22 protein-coding genes, 1 tRNA gene and 1 pseudogene are annotated in these 19,891 nt (G+C 57.1%); 2 read left to right on the plus strand and 22 right to left on the minus strand.

Annotation, left to right across the window (positions count from 1 at the left end; genetic code table 11):
* The 5 genes from BSK43_RS21500 to BSK43_RS35775 all read right to left on the minus strand — a co-directional run bounded on the left by BSK43_RS21500 (position 1) and on the right by BSK43_RS35775 (position 8,211).
* Complete coding sequence (locus BSK43_RS21500) at positions 1 to 2,583, minus strand: hypothetical protein (RefSeq protein WP_077469905.1); 2,583 nt, start codon at positions 2,581 to 2,583, stop codon at positions 1 to 3.
* On the minus strand, positions 2,580 to 2,990 hold the full coding sequence (locus BSK43_RS21505; protein ID WP_077469904.1) for a hypothetical protein: 411 nt from the start codon (positions 2,988 to 2,990) through the stop codon (positions 2,580 to 2,582). The genes BSK43_RS21500 and BSK43_RS21505 overlap by 4 nt, the downstream gene beginning before the upstream one ends.
* 32 nt (positions 2,991 to 3,022) lie before the next feature.
* Positions 3,023 to 3,622 (minus strand): hypothetical protein, encoded by a 600-nt coding sequence (locus tag BSK43_RS21510; protein ID WP_077469903.1) that lies wholly within the window; start codon positions 3,620 to 3,622, stop codon positions 3,023 to 3,025.
* 66 nt (positions 3,623 to 3,688) lie between these two features.
* Positions 3,689 to 4,441: a hypothetical protein gene (locus BSK43_RS21515; protein ID WP_077469902.1), complete on the minus strand. Its 753-nt coding sequence runs from the start codon at positions 4,439 to 4,441 to the stop codon at positions 3,689 to 3,691.
* Between the two features lie 2 nt (positions 4,442 to 4,443).
* Positions 4,444 to 8,211, minus strand: a complete 3,768-nt coding sequence (locus BSK43_RS35775; protein ID WP_246662648.1) for a phage tail length tape measure family protein — start codon at positions 8,209 to 8,211, stop codon at positions 4,444 to 4,446.
* Positions 8,212 to 8,267: 56 nt separating this feature from the next.
* Between BSK43_RS35775 and BSK43_RS21525 the strand changes: the two genes are divergently transcribed.
* Positions 8,268 to 8,558, plus strand: coding sequence for a hypothetical protein (locus BSK43_RS21525; protein ID WP_077469901.1), 291 nt, complete (start codon positions 8,268 to 8,270; stop codon positions 8,556 to 8,558).
* A gap of 20 nt (positions 8,559 to 8,578) precedes the next feature.
* Here the strand turns inward: BSK43_RS21525 and BSK43_RS36010 are convergent.
* From BSK43_RS36010 to BSK43_RS21605, 17 genes and pseudogenes are all read right to left on the minus strand, one after another.
* Positions 8,579 to 8,755 (minus strand): annotated as a pseudogene (locus BSK43_RS36010) (phage tail assembly chaperone); the annotation flags it as partial.
* A 38-nt stretch (positions 8,756 to 8,793) separates the two neighbouring features.
* Positions 8,794 to 9,183, minus strand: coding sequence for a hypothetical protein (locus tag BSK43_RS21535; RefSeq protein WP_077469899.1), 390 nt, complete (start codon positions 9,181 to 9,183; stop codon positions 8,794 to 8,796).
* Between the two features lie 3 nt (positions 9,184 to 9,186).
* Positions 9,187 to 9,618, minus strand: a complete 432-nt coding sequence (locus tag BSK43_RS21540; RefSeq protein ID WP_077469898.1) for a phage tail tube protein — start codon at positions 9,616 to 9,618, stop codon at positions 9,187 to 9,189.
* A gap of 42 nt (positions 9,619 to 9,660) precedes the next feature.
* A complete protein-coding gene (locus tag BSK43_RS21545) occupies positions 9,661 to 10,080 on the minus strand; it encodes a DUF3168 domain-containing protein (protein WP_077469897.1) in 420 nt (139 codons plus the stop codon).
* A 7-nt stretch (positions 10,081 to 10,087) separates the two neighbouring features.
* A complete protein-coding gene (locus BSK43_RS21550; RefSeq protein ID WP_077469896.1) occupies positions 10,088 to 10,576 on the minus strand; it encodes a hypothetical protein in 489 nt (162 codons plus the stop codon).
* Positions 10,576 to 10,731 carry a hypothetical protein gene (locus BSK43_RS35165; RefSeq protein WP_169055442.1) on the minus strand — a complete coding sequence of 52 codons (156 nt, stop codon included), beginning with the start codon at positions 10,729 to 10,731 and terminating at the stop codon, positions 10,576 to 10,578. The genes BSK43_RS21550 and BSK43_RS35165 overlap by 1 nt, the downstream gene beginning before the upstream one ends.
* Positions 10,728 to 11,084, minus strand: a complete 357-nt coding sequence (locus BSK43_RS21555; RefSeq protein ID WP_077469895.1) for a head-tail adaptor protein — start codon at positions 11,082 to 11,084, stop codon at positions 10,728 to 10,730. The genes BSK43_RS35165 and BSK43_RS21555 overlap by 4 nt, the downstream gene beginning before the upstream one ends.
* 182 nt (positions 11,085 to 11,266) lie before the next feature.
* A complete protein-coding gene (locus BSK43_RS21560) occupies positions 11,267 to 11,671 on the minus strand; it encodes a hypothetical protein (protein WP_077469894.1) in 405 nt (134 codons plus the stop codon).
* Between the two features lie 16 nt (positions 11,672 to 11,687).
* Positions 11,688 to 12,251 carry a head-tail connector protein gene (locus tag BSK43_RS21565; protein ID WP_077469893.1) on the minus strand — a complete coding sequence of 188 codons (564 nt, stop codon included), beginning with the start codon at positions 12,249 to 12,251 and terminating at the stop codon, positions 11,688 to 11,690.
* The gene (locus BSK43_RS21570) at positions 12,196 to 12,408 is read right to left on the minus strand and encodes a hypothetical protein (protein WP_077469892.1); all 213 of its coding nucleotides are present in this window, start codon (positions 12,406 to 12,408) and stop codon (positions 12,196 to 12,198) included. The genes BSK43_RS21565 and BSK43_RS21570 overlap by 56 nt, the downstream gene beginning before the upstream one ends.
* Positions 12,409 to 12,458: 50 nt before the next feature.
* Positions 12,459 to 13,733 carry a phage major capsid protein gene (locus BSK43_RS21575; RefSeq protein WP_077469891.1) on the minus strand — a complete coding sequence of 425 codons (1,275 nt, stop codon included), beginning with the start codon at positions 13,731 to 13,733 and terminating at the stop codon, positions 12,459 to 12,461.
* Between the two features lie 74 nt (positions 13,734 to 13,807).
* Entirely contained in the window at positions 13,808 to 14,440 is a 633-nt protein-coding gene (locus BSK43_RS21580) for an HK97 family phage prohead protease (protein ID WP_077469890.1), read from the minus strand.
* On the minus strand, positions 14,437 to 15,726 hold the full coding sequence (locus BSK43_RS21585) for a phage portal protein (protein ID WP_077469889.1): 1,290 nt from the start codon (positions 15,724 to 15,726) through the stop codon (positions 14,437 to 14,439). Before BSK43_RS21585 ends, BSK43_RS21580 begins: the two co-directional genes overlap by 4 nt.
* Positions 15,726 to 17,288, minus strand: a complete 1,563-nt coding sequence (locus BSK43_RS21590) for a terminase TerL endonuclease subunit (protein WP_136687169.1) — start codon at positions 17,286 to 17,288, stop codon at positions 15,726 to 15,728. The genes BSK43_RS21585 and BSK43_RS21590 overlap by 1 nt, the downstream gene beginning before the upstream one ends.
* Before the next feature lie 52 nt (positions 17,289 to 17,340).
* The gene (locus BSK43_RS21595; RefSeq protein ID WP_077469887.1) at positions 17,341 to 17,805 is read right to left on the minus strand and encodes a terminase small subunit; all 465 of its coding nucleotides are present in this window, start codon (positions 17,803 to 17,805) and stop codon (positions 17,341 to 17,343) included.
* 187 nt (positions 17,806 to 17,992) lie between these two features.
* Complete coding sequence (locus BSK43_RS21600; protein ID WP_136687171.1) at positions 17,993 to 18,220, minus strand: HNH endonuclease; 228 nt, start codon at positions 18,218 to 18,220, stop codon at positions 17,993 to 17,995.
* 83 nt (positions 18,221 to 18,303) lie between these two features.
* Positions 18,304 to 18,380, minus strand: a tRNA-Met gene (locus BSK43_RS21605).
* A gap of 1,140 nt (positions 18,381 to 19,520) precedes the next feature.
* On the opposite strand from BSK43_RS21605, the gene BSK43_RS35170 reads away from it, so the two are divergent.
* Positions 19,521 to 19,682, plus strand: coding sequence for a hypothetical protein (locus BSK43_RS35170; RefSeq protein ID WP_169055443.1), 162 nt, complete (start codon positions 19,521 to 19,523; stop codon positions 19,680 to 19,682).
* Positions 19,683 to 19,891 lie beyond the last annotated feature (209 nt).

The raw sequence follows: 19,891 nt of genomic DNA on the forward strand, positions 1-19,891 counted from the left end.
TCACACGATAGACACCGTGACAGGGCCAATCGAAGGGCCGATCACGCCGCTGCCGTTGAACGGCGAAGCGTAATAGTCCCAAACCCCTTGAGGGGCGCAGGTGGCCGTCTCGACGAATGCAGCAACGTTGTCCAGGGAGCCGGCAAAACTACCGTTAGCGGCAAAGCCTATGGCGAAGTTACCAGAGGCATTGTTTGTAATCTTATCACGATAGCTGCCAGTCACAGTGCGTGCCGCACCGTAAACCGGCGTGCTGCCCGCAATGAACGGCTGGATGCCTGTGCTTGCCGTCGTGACAGTCGGAACCGTATAGCCAAAGCGATAGGTCACGCTGTTCACGATAGTCGGCTGCTGATATAGAAGCGCGCCGCCACCGCCTGTGACGTTTGCCGTCCCTCCGGAAATGGTCCAGCCTCCTGCTTTCGTCCACGACGTATCTGTGTCGAAACCAGGATTGGTGAAGAGATTGGTTCTCGTCGCATCACCATCGACGTAGCTATAGGTGCCGTTAGGCGAAACAGCCAATGTCGCAATCGGCGCTATCGCGCCAGGATCAAACGGAGCGCCGCTCGCAACACGGAACAGCTGCACTGTGCGGATATGAGTATCGTTTCCGGTGGTAAAGCCAATGGTGGCCCGCCCCAAGTGAGGGGCAGCATCGGTGTTCGTGAATGAGGTAAGAATAAGCGGCATCACTGGATCAACCGTCGAAGTCACCTGCGCGGTAATCGACCATGGCCCATAGGAGTTATTCGAGCCAATAAAGGCCGCCTGAATATCGAGCAGCGTATCTTGCGGCACGATGTTCGTATTGAGGTCGACGTAGCCTGTTGCCGGCACAGCATCGGGAAACTGTTGTTCAACCCACGCGCCGGGATTGCCAGAGCCCGCATTGTGCACTCGATATCGAACCACCGGCGTCAGACTGTCGTCGGCCGGATCGATGATTACGACACGAATATAGACAGCATTTCCGTTCGGCTTTGCCTGCACAAGATTGATAACAGGTGCCACAATCTCATCAGATCCGAGCGCGCCGGGGACTGGTGGCTGCTTGCCTTCGTCAACCGCAGGATTCCAATCGTCGATCGTATCCGGATGAAGGTTGATGTTCATCGTGTAGCCGCCACGCATAATGGCAACCGTTGATGTGCGGTTCTCGATTAGCTTGCCATCGAGTCGCGGCAGACGCGTCGGCGTCGACATTCTAATCCACCGGCTATAGACCGCGTTCAACCCAGAAGATCGAACGTCGATCGAACCTTTGACCTTCTGCTGCAATCGCAGCCAGTCACGTTTGCCAAGACGACGCGCCTGGCGCCATTGGTGGCACCAACCGTAATCAGCCTCTTGTGAAAGCACACGACCAGCCTCGAGCTGCGCCGCGGTGTCCTCAAAGTAGTCTGTGTCGCAGGTCGAATAGGCTGTTTCTGGATAGGTGAACTTCGGGACGAGCCGATTGCACTCGTCCTCGAAAAGCACGTCATATTGGATCTGGTGGCCAATGATGTCGGCGTCTGTCAGCGTCTCGACGCGACTTTCGCGAAACTTGCCCACAGTGAGCAAGAGCGCGCCGTCGCCACGCTCACACAGCCAGCCATCGCACGTCGCCAGGATCGAGTTCGTCCCGACCTTCGGGCCGTTCTCGGTTGTGTCCCATCCGTTGCACTCGTAGCGCTTCTCTGTGCCACCGCCGGCCAGGGGCACGTTCTCGTCGCAGATATTGGCCTCTTCCTTCCACATATCGATGACAGGAAGGATGGCTTTATGATAATCGCGGCGCTCGCCGAATTCGTTGAAACACTGATGCCAGCAGAGAATGACCGCACTGTTTCGCGTCCATTGCCAAGTTGCAGGATTATCTGGATTCTGCGCCGGATCTCTGAAGTCCCAGCACTTTGCGCCATCGACTTCGACCGACAGAGACGGAGCGCCATATGGGAACCGCTTCTGTTGGTTCTTGGCTTCCGACGACTCTGCGATCATCGCAACGGACGCCTGCCCGTCGCCTCGATGATTATTGGTCCAAGTTCCAGATCCGGATAGAGCGCTTACGAGCGGTGCGTAGGCAGTTTCCGGAGAGACGCCGAGGCGCGACAAAATCCTGACGTTGTTGCCGTAGCGGCCGTTATTGTCATTGGTGGTGTAACCGCTGCCATCGATCTCAACTTCGTCGTCATGAAGCCAATATCGGTTCACTGACTGAATGCGATGACCGGCGAGAGCCTGGACCGCATAGAGAAACTTGCCGCTGGCCTCCCAAAGCACATAGGCGCCGGCGAGGCGCGTGCGGCCGACAACCCATATGCGGTTCGGCACACTTTGGGTTTTTGGAACCTTACCGCTCTCAGGCTTTGGTGGCTTGGGCGCCAAGAGCGCCTGGACACCGATCGCCAGAGCGGTTGTCGCGATCGCCGCTGCGGCCGTGGTGGCAACAGACAAAGCGGTGCCTGTAAGCCCCACTGACGTGAAGATTGCCGTGAAAAGCGGCGTGAAAATGGGATCGAAAACGACCTGGCTATAAAGCGACGTGCTATAGGAAAGGCCGTAGCGTTGCAGCATGCGCTGGTGATGTTGGCTCATTGGGCAACACTCCACGCAGCGACGAATTCCGCCTTTTTGCCAACAATGCCGGCAGGACCGAGCGCCAACCAAAGGGAGTTGCCGAACCGTATCGCGCCGATTTGCTTGGTCGCACCGTCAAGCCCTGCGGGCGCGAGAATCACGCCGACGTCACCATGCTTCGGCACCTTCGTGCGTCGGATGCCGGCTGCGCGCAGGTGCTTGTCAGCGAACGCAACCATGCCGCCAGCAGCCTCAATCAGCGCTGCGGCTTGTTCCTCGGTGCAGTAGGTTCCTCTGAATTTTTCGGCTGGATCAACACCAGAAGCTTCAGCGATCCACGTTGCGCAAAACGTCAAACAGTCATCGCCGTTTAGACCGCCCCACCTGAAACGGTGCGGCAGAGCCACAAATTCGTGCAATGTCATGGGTTCTCGCTGTCTGTAGCGGCGCGTAGCCGTCAGTAGTTCGGCCACACCGGAGCAAGGCCGGCCGCTAAGCGCTGCACCTGCTTGCAAAAATCATCGGTGGGTGAAATTGCCTTCTGCATCGCATCGGACCAGATGGCTTGCGATGGCCTAGATCTCGTCACGCTGCCCGTGACGACAGAAAGACTGAGCGTGATCGAAGGTGTTTCATCACCTTGGACGGCCGTACTCACCTCTGAGACGTGCGAGGCCGTCCCCTTCCAAATCGGAATGATCGGCCCCAAGGGCTGATAATATTGATCGAGCACCGCTATGCCCATTTGGACAGCCGCACCGCGAATTGGCGGCAGACTGTCTAGCGCTCTCGCGCTAGCTGCAGGATCGATGCCAGAGAGCGTGAAATCCACGCTATCGGCCGTGCCGTTTACCAGCACCTGGAGTTCTGGCACCCCGAGGAGGCGCCCTCCTCCCATGTAGACCGTGCCGTCGGCGTCGATGCTATCGAACCGCGCCGGAATATCGTTCATGCCAAACCAGATATGCAGAGCAGGATCTGAGTCGATACGCAGGAAGATGCCAAGCTGAAAACTGCTGCGCATCGCAGCAATAGTGTCGTCTGGTATCCAGCCCATGCGGCCTCCACAAATGAAAAAGGCCCGCGTGCGCGAGCCAATTGGGTGATGTTGTGAGCCGGTTGCCTAGAAGGCTTCGGAAAGTTGGATTGTCTGTTGCGTGACGAAGAACGCTTCAACGACCGATGGTAGCGTGAAGTCAGCCTTGAACTTGCCGACGAACCGAGGTCGAACAACGTTGATCGGCGTCAGATTTTCCGTCGCCTGCCGCAACGGTGGCTGGATAGCGACATTGAAGTCGCTGTATGAAACAGGAAAGCCGCCCGATGTGTCGATGCCGCTCCCAATCTTGTCGCAATCCCAATCTCGATAGGCACGCCATCCTTTGACGGAATGCTCGATCGAGAACCAATCGCCCTCGATATCGCGTGACGCACCGAAGATGCGGATCTTGATCTGGCCGGCGTTCAGCGCTGCATATTCTAGCGTATGTCCCCATACCGTCGGCTGACGATAGCCGGTTCCATCTGAGAACAATGAGCCGTCGGAATGAGTAATGCCGGTGGCAAACGGAGCAGGAATTCCGTTGACGGACGGATACGGCCCGTACCATTCGGTCGGTATCGGGACAATGATGTTGCGAAATCCACCATTCAGGCGGGCGCCCAATCGGTTGATGTATCGCATCTGCTCCTTGCTCACGATCTTGCAATCTTCGAGCACAGCGGTGACGATACCGCCACCGCTCATTTCGATAGTCTGACTTTCGCCAAGACCGTTGCGACCACCGTCTATCGCTGACCCAACAACATCGAAGCTCGCCTTTGGACAGGCCAAAAAGCTAAGCGCCAGATCGGGCTGGTTTAATAGTGCACCCATCCCTAACCCTTCTGGTTGTTGAAGCGGCTCTGCAGCGTGCCGAAGCCGCCGCGGCGCTGCTGGTCGTTGTATTGCGTCAAGCCCTCGCCAACGCCCTGCTTCACCAGTGTGCGGACATGGTTGTCACCACTGGCGCCATTGATGTGGACCTGAAGAACGCCAGGCGTGTTGTCGTTGGCAGCGTTGCCGCGCCTTGCCGACAATGCCGGAGCGCGCGGAGCGGAAACCAAGGCTGGCGTGACAAGGCCGCCATCAGCGTAGCCCTTCATCATCGTGCTCAGCGCAGGTACGCCGATCTTGTCGACGATGTGCTTAGGCACGACAAATTCACCGGCGTGAACGATGCCTGCAGGCGTATTTTTGCCGCCAGGTCCGGTGTAGCCACCGTCGGCGAATAGGCCGGGCTTTAGCTTGCCGGCTGCGGCTAGGTTCCATTGAGTGCCCTTGCCGCCGCCAAAAATGCTGCCAATCCAACCAAGAATGCCGCCGCCGCCAGATGCCGCAGGCGCGGCAGGAAACGCGCCGCCACCAGCGCCGGCGAGTTGCTGGCCAATTTGACCAAGGCCATTGCCGAAGGTGCCGACGTTCTTAGATGCATCACCAAGAGCGTTGTTGAACTTGGTGACATATTCCGGTGTCGTGTTAAAACCGTCGCTGGCGAGGCCAGCTTTTGCCATAGGCCTGCCGGAAAACCAGACGCTGGCCGCGTCCTGCGGGTTGCCGTACTTCGACACCGAGGAGCCGAAATACTTGTTGAAGACCGCATCTTGTGCCTTCTGATCCGTCAGGAACGCATTCGGCGTCATCGCCGTGCCGGTGGCCCCCTTCGTCCATGACGGGATATTCGCACCCATCACCTGATAGGCACCGTATGCCCGGTCGCCGCTCTTCGTGAGCGGTCCCAATGCACCGTAGTTGCCGCCACTCTCGATCGACTTCACCGCATCAGCGTAAGCCGACATGTTGCCGGCCATGACGGGATTTGTCGTATTAGACTTGCCGCCAAGAAGATTGCCAGCAAGACCAACGCCGGTAGTGGCAAGGCCACCGGTGCCGGCTTGATTGGTGGCTGTGCTTGGGAATAGCGCACCTGCGATCTGATTGAACAGATTGTCCCAGAGCTTATCAGCCTGCTTCATCAGGGCATTTTCAAGCGCAGTCCCGAATGCCTTGCCGATGCTCTCGCTATTTTTGAGGATGCCGTCCTTGAACTCGGTCAAGAAACCCGTGACAGCATCGCGGTTCGCTTGTGCGTCAATCGTTTTGCCGATCGCACGCCCGGTATCGCTGTTCGGATCTTCCGGCTGACCGTACTGCCGCTGCATCTCGACGATCTGACGGTCACGCGTCGGCATAAGGGCCGTGCGCTCCCGCTGTGCTAGATCGAATGTGAGCTGCGCCTTGGCACGAGCGTCGACGAGCTGACCGTAGCTGGTCGTGGCGCTTTTTATCAGTTCGATCTGCTTGCCGAACGTCTTCTGAAATTCATCTTCGCTGGTAATGCCCTGCTTCACAGCTTCAGCACGAAGCGCATACATCATCTGATATTGCTGTGTGGCAGCAGCGGCCGCGCCGCCAGTCTTGCCGATCATAGCGATATCTTGCTGCTGATCCTCAACCAACTTCCTAAGGCTCAGAGAACGCTCGCGATCGGCGTCAGCCAGTTCCTTGGAGATCTGGACACGAGCAAGCAGCGCGGCATTATTGATGCGCTGTGCGCGTTCAGGGTCGGTTTCACCCGGATTGTGCTGCGCCTCTGCCGCAGCGCGAGCCGCCGCAATGCGCTGCGCCGGGGAGCGAGCGTTGATTCCGCTGATCTGTGCGTCAACGCCCTCTTGTGCGAAACGCATCCGTTCCGCCGCGAGAGCCTTATTTGTGTCGGCGATTTCCTTCGCTGACTTCGACGTCAAATCAACTGGCAGGCCGGCAGATTTGAGCTGTTCGGCGATGCTGCGCTGTTCCGGCGTCCGTCCCAACTGATCACGTTGGAACGCCAGGTCGCTGCCAAGTTGCGCTCGAGCTCGAGCTTCTGCAAGCCGGCCGTACTCGTCCGCATTCTGCTTAATCAGAGCGATCTGATCGGCATAGACCTTGAGAAATTCTTTCTCGTCGGTAATACCGCGCTTCGCCGCTTCAGATCGCAAATCAGCGGTGAGCTGATATTCGCGCCGGAGCGATTCAGCCGCGGCACCGGTCTTTCCGACGAGCCCGATATCCTCCTGCTGGCTGACAATCGCCGCGTCGAGGGTTAGCTTACGCTCGCGGGCTGCGGCAGCGATTTCCCTGTTGGCTGCGACATATGCCGCGATGCCGGCCTGATCGATGCGCTGCGAGCGCTGCTGTGGGCTTTCGTCCTGATTGTACTGAGATGCAGCTTCGCCTCTGGCAGCTGCAACGCGCTGCTGTGTGGTAATCGCGCCTTCGCTCGCAAGCCTCGCATAGAATGCCTGCGTGGATCGCCGAAGAGCGACGGCTTGCTGCGACTGGTATAGGGCATAATTGCCCCTATCGGCAGCATTCGTGGTACCTTGTGACAGGAGAAGTTGCCCATCCGGACCGCGATCGTTAAAGAGCGCGTCACGCACACGCTGATATTCTTGCAGATCATCGGAGGCCTCTTTGAATTTCTCACTGGCAGCGATGACTTTGACGGCTGCCCCGCCAAGGGAAGGATCGGCCGTAACCTTCTTGGAAATGCTCTCATAGAACTCGTCGAAGTCGGGCTTGCCAGCCTTGAAATCCTTGCGAAGCTTCGCGATGTCCTCTTGGAACTGAGGAACGACGGCATGAAAACTGGAACCGCGATCGCCAAAACGACCGCCGGTCACGACGCGGCCGACGTCCTTGCTTTGGAAGAATGAATTCCCCTCAGAGGCAGTAGAGACGCGCAGCGCAACATTATCCTTGCTGGCCACGGCGTCGACTAGACGCTTGTTTTCCCGATTGGCCTTTGCTGCTGCCTCGGCAACACCGCCATAGGCGTCAACAACACGCTTCAGCGACGCCTCATGATCCTTCATGGCATCGTCGAGCGACTTGACCTGCGGGATTGCCTTCATGACCGCTTGGATGGCAGCCGCACCGACGGCAACAAAGCCGATCGTCAAAAGGCTGGTCATACTGAACAGCGACCCGAAAGCGGTAAGCAAGGCACCGGTGGTGCCTTTTCCTTCGCCCTTCAGCTGATCCATGACCATTGAAAGCTGCGTGCCCTGCTGCAGAGCAATCTGCAGTGGGTTCATTCCCATCGCCGAGGTAACAGCAACGTCCTGAAACTGCGCGGCGATGTTGGCCGTCTGAAACGAACGAGCGCCGCCAGATTGGTTCTGTGCGGCGTTGCGGCCCTTGATTGCTGCGATGCTGGCAAGTGTCGCCTGGCGCTCTTTGCCAAGCGCGGCGGTATATTCGTCAACGCCGATCTTTCCGCTGCGATAGAGCGTGCGGATTTCGGTCTGGGCAGCCTGATACTGCTTTACGGTCGCAAAAAGCGGGGTATATTTCGCGCGCAGCCGATCGAGTTCCTTGCCTTGGTCGGCAAGAGCACCGGTCCACTCCTTCGATGCTGTCGTGCCAATCCCAACCATGGAATTGATGCGCTGCTGCAGAGAGTTGGAAACGCCGGTGTCGATCGAGCGCCCAAGAGCCTCGAACTTCTTGGAAATTCTGTCGGTGGCCGCGCCAATATCGCCGGTGAACTTGTTCACACCGCGCGTCGCGGCGCTCATATCTGAGCTGACGGTAAAGACTAGATTATTGTCATTGTCAGCCATTTCGGATACATCCTAGAATAGAAAAAGCCCGCATAGTGGCGGGCTTGGAGGTGTCTGTGGTAAAGCCGATTTTTCATCGCATCAAAGACAATGGCGTCATATTATTCGAGGACCGAGAGGTTGAAGTCTCGTATGAAATCATCGTCAAGGGAAATGAGAGTGCCATAAAAGCCGACGGGACGATAAGTGGCCTCAACGAAGAGGATCGGTTCGATTTTTTCCAAGCAACGGACGACCTAAAATTGCGTCTGAAATCTGGGTACGTTGTGGAGTTCACAATGGCACAGGTAGCCCCGCATGGCCCAATTCACATAGCCATTGTCTCACCGATGCCGGGTTACGAATAGCCTCGATCAACTTGGCTTCTTTACCCGTACTTATCCAATAGCGCAGCCATCTCGTTCTCAGTTGGCGCGGCTGGTTCAGTCTCGCCGCCCTGCGCTTCGTTGTAGCCATGAATGGCCTCGAAGAACTCGGTCATGGTGGCGCCCCAAAAGTCGGCGGGACGCCAGCCAAGACCGCCAATCCCGATCCTCATCCATTGGCGCCAGGGAAACGCCTCATCTGCTTTGTGAGTGTCGTCTAAGCCGCCTCGCCGGCGGCTCCCGCGTTTCCCTTGTCACCCTCAAAGTGATGAGACAGGACGAGGTTGAAAGCGACGGCACAGGCCGCGAAGTGCTGCAGCTTCAAGGCTTCCAAAGCCTTGACGACATCACCCTCGATAGTGAGCAGTTCGATGGCCGCCCAAGTTGCGGCGGCCTCGACGCCGGACAGACGCAAAAACAGGTCGTTGAGCGACTTGCACTGCAACCGGCTGGAAACTGCCGCAAGGCGGCCCATTTCAGCCCCAAGAACGAGGGGAACATCACCGATCCATAGCGGCGCCTCGCCCCTTGCCTCATTGACTGGAAGCGGGAACGGTTTTGCTGCTGCCTTGGCGGCAACTGCGGTCTTCTTCTCCTCTTTGGCCATGAATTATACCCTCGGTGTAAAGGTGAGAATGTCGCCGGCCGTGAAGGTGGCGCTGAATTCCAGATTCGGTTCGACGTCGCCATTGAAGGTGAAGTCGGTTACGAACCATTCGCCTGCATACGTGCCGTCACCTGGAACGATGACCTGGGCATTGAAGGACGAGGTCGCGCGAATATGGTTCATGAAGATATCCATGACCGTGCTCGACACGAAGTTGCCAGAGCCGGTAAAGGTGCGGCTCGAAATGCCGGGACGGCTTGTCTTCTGGACAGGATTGCCAGGATTCGTGCAATCCGGAATGGTCGTGTCGACTTCCGTTGCGGACATGTTGAAGCTGCGCGTCTTCAAACCGCAGAGATTCGTGAAAACTTCGGGATCTGCGCCGTCGCCGATCTTAATCAGCAACAGGCGGCCTAGCTGCTGGCCATCTGCCATATCAGGTCTCCAATAATGTGGTGGTTGGTAGGGTGGCCGGCGCTAAGCGAGCGGCTTTTCGGTGTGGGCCACGAACTCGATGACCGCATGGCTGGTGAAGCCATCAGGATCACGAAACGTTCGTGTCTGCCGGTGCATCAATGAAATGAGCCGGTTGGTAGGAAGCGCCAGCGGCGCGAGGTGCAGGCTGTTGACAATTGCGTCTGCCATCTGCTTCACGGCTGGAAACCCAACCTTCCGCGACCATGCATGCATGGTCAGGTAAATCTCGCTGCCGTCAACGCAGGTAGCGTCTTCACGCAACGTTTGCGCCTCGCCGATCGTCACATAGCCCTCTTTTGGAGTGGCCCATGCTTTCGATGGCGGCTGATCGTAAACGCCGTTCACCAGCGACATCAAAGTCGCGTCAGCCTTCAGGCGCATTTCGATCGCGCCCTGCAATTCAAATTCGGCGCTTGCCATTGATCACCTACTTGAAGGCTTCTCGGAATGCCTTGTTGATGGCGTTGCGCTTCATTCTGTTCGCTGTCGCCTGGAAGGCGCGCCATGTCGGCCAAATGTGCGGCTGTGCGGCCGTGCCAGGATGCATGTGGCCTCTCCCAAGCAAGCTGTCAGTTCGGCCTTTCAAGGTGCCACCGCCCGGTGCGGTATTGTGTGGCGCCGTGCCAAATTCCAGCCATCGCCAGATAAATGGCGCGAACACGCCGGCCGCATCCGGATCTTTCGTTGGATTGTCGTTGAAGCTCTTCGCATTTGGCTTGTTTCGGAGAAAGTTGCCTTCGATGCTCTCGGCATACTCCAACGTTGCGCCCCGCGGCGCCACCGCGCTGATCTTCTCTGCCGCTTGCTCGACGATCTGAAGGTTTGCTTCAGCAGCGTACTTCAACGCATTGGGCACAATGGCCTGCAGATCTCTCGTAAGCTTGGCGCGGCCCTGAACACGAACCTTGAACGCCATTATTTTGCTCGAGTTTCGCGCATCGAAGCGCCATACCAATCGGCAAAAGCGTTCCGCCATGCCGAAAAAGGCAGCGAATAGTAGATCAGCCACCCGACGAAAACGACGGCATTGGCCCATCGGCGAAAGCCGATGGAAGTTTGCATCGAGCTCATGTCGCCACTCCCTGCGTCGCCATGATTTCGATCCAGGCATTCTTGTTGTCGGGATCGACGGCGGCGGTGATGTTGAAAATACGAGCCGGATTGCGCGCGTCGACGATGCGCCAGGCCATATCAACCTCACGAGCTGCGACGCAGCTTCGAATGCGGATGATGAATGGCTGAACACCAGTCAGGCGTGCCGCAAGCACTGGCTCGCTCCCCTTCAGGGGAATGAGTTCAGCCGCAGCGGCAAACATGGTGGTGAATTCGCCTGACTGCTCGTTGCCGTAGCCGTCGTCAATCGTCTCGCGGCGCTGAAAGTTCAGCTTCTGGCGAAGCAATCCCGATCTCGGTTTCGTTGCCATCGTCGCTCTCCTGCAATTCGTGCGCCCTTGAGCAACGATCTACCTTGTCGCCAGCAGCCGACGCACACGCGCGCGTCACCAAATAGCGGCCATCCTTTAGCGGGCCGCCGTCTGGCTTGAAAACGATAGTGACGGCCGGCGACACATGCCAAGAGAAGCGCTCTTTAAAGCGCACCCACATCTTAGAGGGTTACGCCAGAATCCTGAACGTCGATCGCGAGAACAGTCGTGCTCTTGGCGAGGCCGATCAGGATTGAATCCATGCCAGTGGCCAAATCTGCCACAGGGCAAATGCCACCTGCAGTCGCCGACAGGTAGTAAGCGGTTCCAGCAACAAGCGTGGCACCGATCGTGATGTCACCGTGCTTGGCAACCGAAACCGGCTGATTGAGCGAGGCGCCATTGAGCGCGATGCCGTGAACCGTGCGCGTGCCGGTGGCGTTGTTGTCGGAAAGCTTCCACTTGTTCGTGGCAGCGTCGAAATAGACGACCTTGCCGGCCGTAATTGTCTCGCCAGCCGTACCGATGTCGCGCACCGCATTGGTGCCGGCAACAACGTTGGCCGGGGTGATTGTAAGATCTGCCATGAGTGGCTCCTAGCGGCTACTCGCCGCGCCTGTGATTGGAGAGCAATGCGTCTACTGCCATTGGCGTGTCGGCTAGCCCCTTTTGATCGGTAGTGACGGCTTCTCGATTGTCGAACCAATGGCCTATCAGCAAAAGCATGGCGAGTTTCACCGCTGTGGGAACATCGTCATAGCCGGCAATGGCGGAAACGGTGATACGCGAACCTGGCTGGATGACCGGCCACTGCTTGCCGTAGGCGCGGACGATCTCGCCTTCTAAGTCCTCAGATCGAAGCTCATATTCCGAACTTGCCAAAGTGGCGCTCGTGCCATCGGATGCGATATAGCTGATCACGTCTATCGACTGCACCGGCGCCACTGGCAGGCGCGCGAAGTCGCACCAAGCATCGCATTTCAAATCGACAGATTGAGTGCCGAGACGAATATTGCAGTATTTCTCGACATGATTGCGAGCCGCCTTGATCAGGAGATCAATGTAATCGTCTTCGTCATCGAAATCGACATGCAACTGACGCTTTGCTTCGTCAAGCGTTACCGGTTCCTGCGTCGCCGGTGCCGTCACCTTGGCCGGATACCACATCGGCTTTGCCCTTCTTGGTGCTTGCTGGCGCTGCGGCGTCGACTGCGAAGCCGGCGTCCTTCAGGCGAATAGCCTCGTCGTCGTCAAAATCGTACTCATCGCCGGGGGCTAGGTTGAAAAGCGGCCCTGAGAGCCCGACTAACATCTTCAAAAGCATGAAGCCTCCTTCTGGGAAATTGGGCCGGCCGAAGCCGGCCCGCAGAGCTATTATGCCTGCTTCAGAGCCTTGATGGCCGCGGTGTCAGCCAGTTCACCGTCGAAACGGATATAGCCGGCGATACCGAGGTTAGGCCAGAAACGTTCGCGCATCACACCGATGACCGGCGAACCGACCTTACGGACCCAATACTTGCCGAAGTCACCAAACAGCACGGTCTTGTTGGCGGTTGCGATCTGCGCGATTGCCTGGTTGATGGTGTAGCGATAGCTCAGCAGCGTACCAGGGGAGCCCTTCGTGACGTCGCCCATCTGCCAGAGGTAGTTGCCCTGGCCGTCCTTTAGCTTGCGGATAGCGGCCAGCGTCAGGTCATTGAACTGGAAGCCAACCTTTGGTGCCGATCGGTAAGCCGGATCGACAGAATGGACCAGATCAATGAGTTCGTCAGATGCGATGGCCGTCGCCGAAGCAGCCGTCTTGCCAACTGTCGCGGCAGTAGCCACACCATTCGGGGCACCGGTGCCGGTACCGACAGTCAGCTGCGAATTCGCAAGACGGCCGAGTCGCTCACCGAGCAGATCAGCCAACAGCGATTCCAGATTGAAGATGCTGTCCTGCGCGAGCTCCATCGAGAAGCGAATGAACTTCGTATCGAAGACATAAGCTTCAAGCTGCTTCTGTCCGAAAGCCGGATCAGCAGAGCCGTCGTCGACGAGATCTGCGCCCTGCGTATGGGCATAGCCTGTGCCGGACGTGTCATCAATCGTCGGAAGCTGAATGACAGCACCGGACGCGGTATTGAGTTCGCTGGTCACGCCAGGGTCATACATCGGACCCCAAGCCTTCATCGACCGGATAAGCTGATCGGCGAGCTCGGTCGGGACCGTGTAACCGCCGGCGCTGCCGGTTGTGCTGGTCAGAGAGCGCTTTTCGTCGACGACTTCAACGCCGGCCTTGAGAACGGCACGTTCTTCCGGTTCGAGAGCGGCCAAATCGGCGCCTGACGCGATGAACTTGTAGAAGACAGACCGATAGGTCAGCTTTTCGCCGTCATCGGAGCCGCGGCCTTCGCCGTCTGAAATCGGCCGCTTCTTGGCGCGCTCTTCTCGCTGACGATCCTCGAAGCGAGCCTCGATTGCAGCCTGATCTTCTTCGCGCTTGATGTTCTTCTCAACGCGATCGAATTCGGCCATGATGGTGTCGTGGCGAGCTTCAAGCTCGGCTGCGCGCGCCTCGTCGGTGTTCTTCTTGATTTCCTCAAGAGCAGCGCGAGCTTCCGTTACAAGACGGCCGCGCTTTTCCTGCAGCTCAGTGAGAGTTGCCATGTGTGTCTCCAATTTTGGTGGGTTTTTAAGTGGCAGGACGTCTTGTCCGGCCCTCCGGCTTACTTGCCGGGTGACTACGAAGCGTCCTGCCGGATACCCCGAATTCTCTGTTCCTGGCGCGCTTCGCGCTCGGCGATGCGTCGCTTAGCAGCCACGGCATTTTCAGCCTTGCGGCGTTCGGCTTCTCGATGCGCCTCGCCTTCGCCCCTGGCCGCCTCAAGCGAACGCATGCCGATCGTGGTGTCATCGTAGGCAGGGAAAGCGACTGCGGAAACCTCGATCAATGTCAGCGCCTGGATAGTGCGAATAGGCACATCGCCAGTCTCGTCCCAGGTTTCCTTGGTTACGCGAAAGCCGAAACTCATACCGCTGATATCGCCGCGTTCGACAAGCACCCATAGGTCGTTGCCATCGGTGGTATCAGGCACGTCGATCTCAACGCGTAGACCGGTGCCATCCTCCGAAAGGCGCAGCGTGCCGGACTTAGTTCGGCCAATTACTCGGCCAGTGTCATGGTCAACGAGCGCGCGAATGTCGCCGCTGATAGCGTCAGCGAAGGCGCCCGGCGCAATCCGCTCTTGGAAATAGCCGCCGATGTCTGCCAGCCGTTCAAATACGGCGGCATAGCCAACGAGAGTGCGTTTGCCGTCATCGGCGCGATGCTCGACCGCGCCGATATGACTGCGCTTTTCGATTTCTGTCGTCATGCGGCCTGAGTCCCATTATCTTGCTTGTTGTCATTGGCCGGTACCGGCTTCGCGGTGGTGTTCTGCATGCCAAGCGGCACAGTGGCGCCTTGGATATGCAACTTCTCAGCCTCGCCGCCTTGTGCCGGCAAGTTCTCAAGAGACCGAACCTCGTCCGGTGTCCTGATCGCATTCTGGATAGCTGTGGCGTAACCAGTCATGCGAGACATGAAGTCCCCACGAAGAAGGCCATCAAGATTGTGCTCGACATATCGGCCGGAATTACCGCGACCAAACAGCTTCAAATTCATCTCGCCCTCTAGCGCCTCAGCCCATTGACCAATGAGGTGCTTGACGAAATGCAAGTCCTGCTGCTCAACGTTTGAGAACGTCGCGCGCGTCAGATCCTGCATGAAAACAGGAGGAAGCTGATACGTCCTGGCAATCTCTTCAACTTGGAAGCGACGAGCCTCGATCATCTGGCCCTTGGCCGGATCGAGGCCAACAGGCGTCAGTTTGTAGCCGGCCGGAATCGGAAAGACAGGTTCGTTCTTTTCCTTGGCGGCATCGACGGATCGCTTGATATCAGCCTTGGCTCTGGCCATCGCTTCCGGACCGGCCGGCAACGGTCCCTCCAATGCCAACGGCGGAACACCGCCACCAGCAAAAAAATTCGAGCCATAATCATTCATCGCAAGGGCGAGTTGGATAGCCTTGGACGCCATCGAGATCGGACCGTAGTGGCGAAGACCACACGGCCGCAACATGAAGGGAACATCAATGACGTCAGCGGAAGGATATTCCTTTCCGTCAAACTGATATACGACCTTCATGCCGACACGCTTCAGTGTCGTCTTTGTCGGATCCATTGGCCACAGCGCCTCGATCCCCTGCGGCGTACGTTCGATCCAAGCCAGTCCACGGCCACCAGTGAAAACCTGCTGCCAGAACCATTGTCTGAACTTGAAACTATCCATTTCGTCATTTGGGCTATCGTGAATGACAGCCTCAAGTTTGCCGGATATTTTCTGCGGGCCTTTCTTGCTGTCGCGATAGGCGTGCAGCGGAAGCGCCGCCAATGTCCGCGACATAAATGCGACCGCCGCCCATACGGCCGGCACGCGAAGAGCGTTGTCGACCGTAACGTGTGGGAGCGTCACATTATTCAGGCCGAAATAAGCGAAGAAATTCTCCGCACTCACCGGCACCGTTGGATTTTCTATGGTTTGGCGAGTTTCCATCGCATCGCTAGACGTTTCTGTCGATTGTGACCCATTGTGGCGGGTAAACCAGTCTTTAATAGCCATTATCCCGCCGCTATACTGAATTCAGGGTCATCCCATGGGGACGCAGTGTCTGCCGCACCTTCGTAGGTGCCGGCCATTGCCGTCGCCATGGTGAGCGCAACGGCGCCGTCAATGCGGCCGCGTGAGCGCTGTTTGTCGAGCTTGCGATTGCCTGATGGATCTGGCCGCACCGTCGCATTCATCATGCACATGGTGAGAACCGGGTGGGCGCCGTGAGCTAGCCTCTTGTTCAGCAGAATGCTCTCAAGATCGCGCAGAGACGGCGACATCGACGCATAGCCCTGTCCGAACGGCTCGAACACGGCGGAATCGCCGTCAAGTTGCTCTTCGGTGAAGCCGGCCTTCAGCAGCCACGGTTTCAGGTGGCGCCAATTCCAGCGGTCGAACGCGATCTTGCGGATATCCAGCGTATCAAACAGGCCACGCAAATGCGCAGCGACAAACTCATAGTCAACCGTCGGTCCCGGCGTCGCCTCAAGCACACCTTGGCTTTCCCAGATGTCATACGGCACGCGGTCGGCCTTCGCCTTTTCGCGCAACGCATCACCCGGCAGCCAGAAAGTTGGCTTTACGTGCCAGATGTCGTCTTTCGGCGCCATCAGCACCAGTGCCGTCAAGTCCGACACCTCAGAAAGATCGAGCCCGCCAAACACAGGTAGGCCAGCAAAATCGACGACCGGAGCATCACACGCGCGCCAGACTGCCGGCGAAACGAACGGCGCCGAGGCGTCGATGCGCTGATTGAGGAACAACCAGCGGAAGCTGGCTTCCTTCGTGGGCATGCGGCTGGCGAGAAGCGAGAAGTCTTCAACGTCCTTGATCGACCTGAAGATGCCGAGCGCCGGGTTAGCGGCGGCCCATGCATCACGATCGTCAAGCTCGCAATCAGCCGGCGCCGTGTAGATGTGACTGACGATGCGAGGGTCTTTCGACGTCTCAGCGTCGTCGATCCATCGCGAGAATAGGTCATTGTCGGTCGCGGCTTGCGTCGAGATCGCAAAAAGCATCGCGCGGCCTTCATAGGCACCCTGCGATGTTTCGATGGCCTCGACAAAGTCGTCTGTCGGTCCCTTGATCTGGCCGACTTCGTCCAAGATTGCCAGGATAGGCGAGCCGCCGTGCGCGCTCTTCGCCTCTGCCGAGCTCGCCTGATACTCGACGTTCTTGGCAAGCCCGATGATCATCTTGCTAGACGGCACGATGCGCGCGAGCCTGGTCAGCTCCGGAGACATCATGATCATCTTCGAGGCGTAGTTGAACACCTCGGCGGCCTGCTTGCGTGAACGAGCACCGGAAACGATGCGGCCGTTCTGATATGCCTCCGGCCCGACAATATGGGCCAGCAGCAGACAGGCGATCAAACCAGTCTTGCCGTTCTTACGGGCGATCGACAGATAGGCACGAGATGTGCCGGCCGGATTGTCGTATACGTCTAGGATAAAGCGGCGCTGGAATGGGAGCAGCCGAACCGGCTTGCCGAGCAACGTGCCCTCTGGCACAAGGCAGTATTTCTCAATGAACGCAATGACGCGTTCGCCTCGTGTCCTCTGCTTCTTGGCCATTTTCGAGATTTAACCTTCGCGTGCGCGCGCTGTGCGTGATCGCGCGCGTCAGCTAGTCTGGTCGCGCCAGCAAATCATCCTCTAGGGGGTTGTCGCCCTCGATTGCCTTTGCGGCACCGCGCCTCTTACCTACGTCTCTCGCCTCGCCGCCCTGCGCACGAGCGTGAAGTGACAATGATCGCCTGAACGACAGGATCGCTGCAGCGTGCATCTGAACGATTGTCTTGCGCGGGTTCGCCAGAGGCGTACCATTTTGCGACTTAGACACGCCGCCCTCTTCACGCAGTAGCTGCTGCTCACGCGTCAGGTCAGTCATGGTGCGCGCGAGCATTGCCGCAAGCTCCAACTGGTGGGCTGACCATTCGGATCGTGCGTATTCGGCGATCACATTTCGGAAGAAAGGAAGATCCTCGGCGTCAAGCGGCACGTTTGCCGGTGGCGAGATTTCAGCGGTGGCCTTGGCCATGACGCGCACGGCTTCGGTCGCGCTGTCGATGCGCGCTCTGCGTTTGGCCATTGCCCATCCTCATGGAAAAAACTGTATTAGCACTAATTGTCGTTGGGGCCGCCGGTACGTCGGTAGCACCCTATCGAAGATTTGACCCACCCCTCCCAGGCAAAACCTTCCATCATATCGCACTTTCATCTGTTGGTCAACAGTTATTTGAAATGAAATCATTGATTTATCGATTTATCTTCATGCACTACATCAACTCAATCGGATATCCATCGACGCCGTAGGTCACAACTTTGTGCCCGTGATCAATCATCTGCTTCGCGCTGTCGTGATGGTGCTTGCATAGCGATTGCAGGTTTGATGGATCGAAGAATAGATCCAGATCGCCATTGTGCTTGCGGATATGGTCGACGACCGTGGCGGCCGTGACTTCCTCGGAGATGAGGCAGAACCGGCATAGCGGCTCAATGCTCAACTGCCTGTCGCGCAAGACTTGCCAGCGCTTGCCATTGTATAGGCGTCTGTGCTGCCGCGCCTCGGCGCTGCGCTGGTCCGGTTTGGTTGCGGGAGTTGGATTTGAACCAACGACCTCTTGGTTATGAGCCAAGCGAGCTACCATGCTGCTCTATCCCGCATTGAACTGGTAAATGGAAAAGATAGCGCTCTATGCGCCAAGCATGCATCCCAGACTTTTAATCGTGCTGCTCAATTGATTAGCATATCGAGAACGCAATATATGTTTTGTGAAGTTACACTTCAGTATAGTAAAAGGGAGAAATTATGGGATTTGAAATTGCAATGCTGATCTTGGCTATACCTTCAGCGATATCGGCAGTAATCTATATATATGATCGCCTTTACTAAAAACTCATAAGCTGCCGCTCTACACCGCCGAACACTCCGATTCGCCGGTGTCCAGCCGTTGCAAGTGGAAAACTATTTAGAATGTGGATAGCCTGTTGATAAGTGGAACAACGTGGACTGGCGGCAATAAGCTGGAAATACTGGATTTCGTGTTTGCAGCCATGGCGCGAGCATGAGATATCTTATCGCGGCAGCAACCAAAGGAGAGTGAGGCGGTTCGCCGTATCTCGGGCTACGGCAGTCGTCCCGATGGTTGTGGGGCTCGTCTAGTCAACGAGCAATCCAACCTGGCCAAGAGAAAGGAGTTCTTGATTGGGCATAGAAGTAGCACTGCTGGTGCTGTCAATTCCGGTAACGGTTCTGGCAGTATTCCAGATCATCGATCGCTTTAAGCGATAAACAACGCTGGGCAGGCCGTCACCCGTAGCGGCTGCCTGTCCAATTAAACGAAGAAGTTCACTGGTTAGTCAAGCCAGTGAACTTTTCCATTAAATGCCGTCGTTGAAGGTCTTTGCTCGACCATAGAAGTCCTTCTTATATGTTGCGCTTTTCGCAACATGTCAACATTTAGTTGACTTCAACAGCCCTGCTTACACATTGATTTTACGCAATTTCTTGCAATACGACAAGGAAATCAAGACCATAAATGGGTACTTTGATTTCAGGAAATAATCCAAAAATCATCCCTCAATTCAAGGATTCAGGTCGTATATTTCTTTGGCGAATTCAAGGATTCGAGCGGAACAGCAATTGTTGACATTTTGCTGGTGTCTTCAAAAGCCAAAAGAACCTGGTCCACCCAGTGCAACTAGGTTGTGTCTCCCTGCGAAAGTCCCCATATATTGGGGCGACGGCCTAGACGCGCCGATATGGCACTCAGTCCTCGCCGATCAATCAAACGGAGAAATGTCATGACTAAACGAGAAGACGCTTCCGCGTCCGTGCAAGCCTATGACGCCAAGACGCTTGCCAAGAAGCATCGCATCGACCTTAAAGAGGCCGAAAAGATCATTGCCGCGCACGGCTCAGATCGCAAAGCCTCAGATAAAGCCGCACGTCGTATCGCGGCCTGATAAGATGAAAAGCGGCGAGCTCAACCATTAGGGAGCCCGCCGCACGATCGCCCGTCGCTGGAGGAGGCAGCGCCAGGCAATGAAGTCCACCAACGAAGCGCGTCCGCAGCGCCGCCCTGTCAATTCAGGGGCTAGGCTTAGCCGATGTGGCTAGAGGATCATGGGTGGATATGGCTATAGGCTGGCTGTACTGAGTTAACCCGCGTCTC

The organism is Rhizobium sp. P44RR-XXIV, from assembly GCF_001999485.2.
In the GTDB taxonomy this organism is placed as follows: Bacteria; Pseudomonadota; Alphaproteobacteria; order Rhizobiales; family Rhizobiaceae; genus Rhizobium.

Bases quoted from the DNA above. Each gene is read 5' to 3' on its own strand.
- BSK43_RS21565 (WP_077469893.1), bottom strand. From the start codon at position 12,251: ATGTGGTATCCGGCCAAGGTGACGGCACCGGCGACGCAGGAACCGGTA.
- BSK43_RS21505 (WP_077469904.1), bottom strand. From the start codon at position 2,990: ATGACATTGCACGAATTTGTGGCTCTGCCGCACCGTTTCAGGTGGGGC.
- BSK43_RS35170 (WP_169055443.1), top strand. From the start codon at position 19,521: ATGACTAAACGAGAAGACGCTTCCGCGTCCGTGCAAGCCTATGACGCC.
- BSK43_RS21575 (WP_077469891.1), bottom strand. From the start codon at position 13,733: ATGGCAACTCTCACTGAGCTGCAGGAAAAGCGCGGCCGTCTTGTAACG.
- BSK43_RS21500 (WP_077469905.1), bottom strand. From the start codon at position 2,583: ATGAGCCAACATCACCAGCGCATGCTGCAACGCTACGGCCTTTCCTAT.
- BSK43_RS21570 (WP_077469892.1), bottom strand. From the start codon at position 12,408: ATGCTTTTGAAGATGTTAGTCGGGCTCTCAGGGCCGCTTTTCAACCTA.
- BSK43_RS21535 (WP_077469899.1), bottom strand. From the start codon at position 9,183: ATGGCCAAAGAGGAGAAGAAGACCGCAGTTGCCGCCAAGGCAGCAGCA.
- BSK43_RS21555 (WP_077469895.1), bottom strand. From the start codon at position 11,084: ATGGCAACGAAACCGAGATCGGGATTGCTTCGCCAGAAGCTGAACTTT.
- BSK43_RS21510 (WP_077469903.1), bottom strand. From the start codon at position 3,622: ATGGGCTGGATACCAGACGACACTATTGCTGCGATGCGCAGCAGTTTT.
- BSK43_RS35775 (WP_246662648.1), bottom strand. From the start codon at position 8,211: ATGGCTGACAATGACAATAATCTAGTCTTTACCGTCAGCTCAGATATG.
- BSK43_RS21590 (WP_136687169.1), bottom strand. From the start codon at position 17,288: ATGGCCAAGAAGCAGAGGACACGAGGCGAACGCGTCATTGCGTTCATT.
- BSK43_RS21560 (WP_077469894.1), bottom strand. From the start codon at position 11,671: ATGGCAGATCTTACAATCACCCCGGCCAACGTTGTTGCCGGCACCAAT.
- BSK43_RS35165 (WP_169055442.1), bottom strand. From the start codon at position 10,731: ATGAGCTCGATGCAAACTTCCATCGGCTTTCGCCGATGGGCCAATGCC.
- BSK43_RS21550 (WP_077469896.1), bottom strand. From the start codon at position 10,576: ATGGCGTTCAAGGTTCGTGTTCAGGGCCGCGCCAAGCTTACGAGAGAT.
- BSK43_RS21580 (WP_077469890.1), bottom strand. From the start codon at position 14,440: ATGACGACAGAAATCGAAAAGCGCAGTCATATCGGCGCGGTCGAGCAT.
- BSK43_RS21515 (WP_077469902.1), bottom strand. From the start codon at position 4,441: ATGGGTGCACTATTAAACCAGCCCGATCTGGCGCTTAGCTTTTTGGCC.
- BSK43_RS21545 (WP_077469897.1), bottom strand. From the start codon at position 10,080: ATGGCAAGCGCCGAATTTGAATTGCAGGGCGCGATCGAAATGCGCCTG.
- BSK43_RS21585 (WP_077469889.1), bottom strand. From the start codon at position 15,726: ATGGCTATTAAAGACTGGTTTACCCGCCACAATGGGTCACAATCGACA.
- BSK43_RS21540 (WP_077469898.1), bottom strand. From the start codon at position 9,618: ATGGCAGATGGCCAGCAGCTAGGCCGCCTGTTGCTGATTAAGATCGGC.
- BSK43_RS21595 (WP_077469887.1), bottom strand. From the start codon at position 17,805: ATGGCCAAACGCAGAGCGCGCATCGACAGCGCGACCGAAGCCGTGCGC.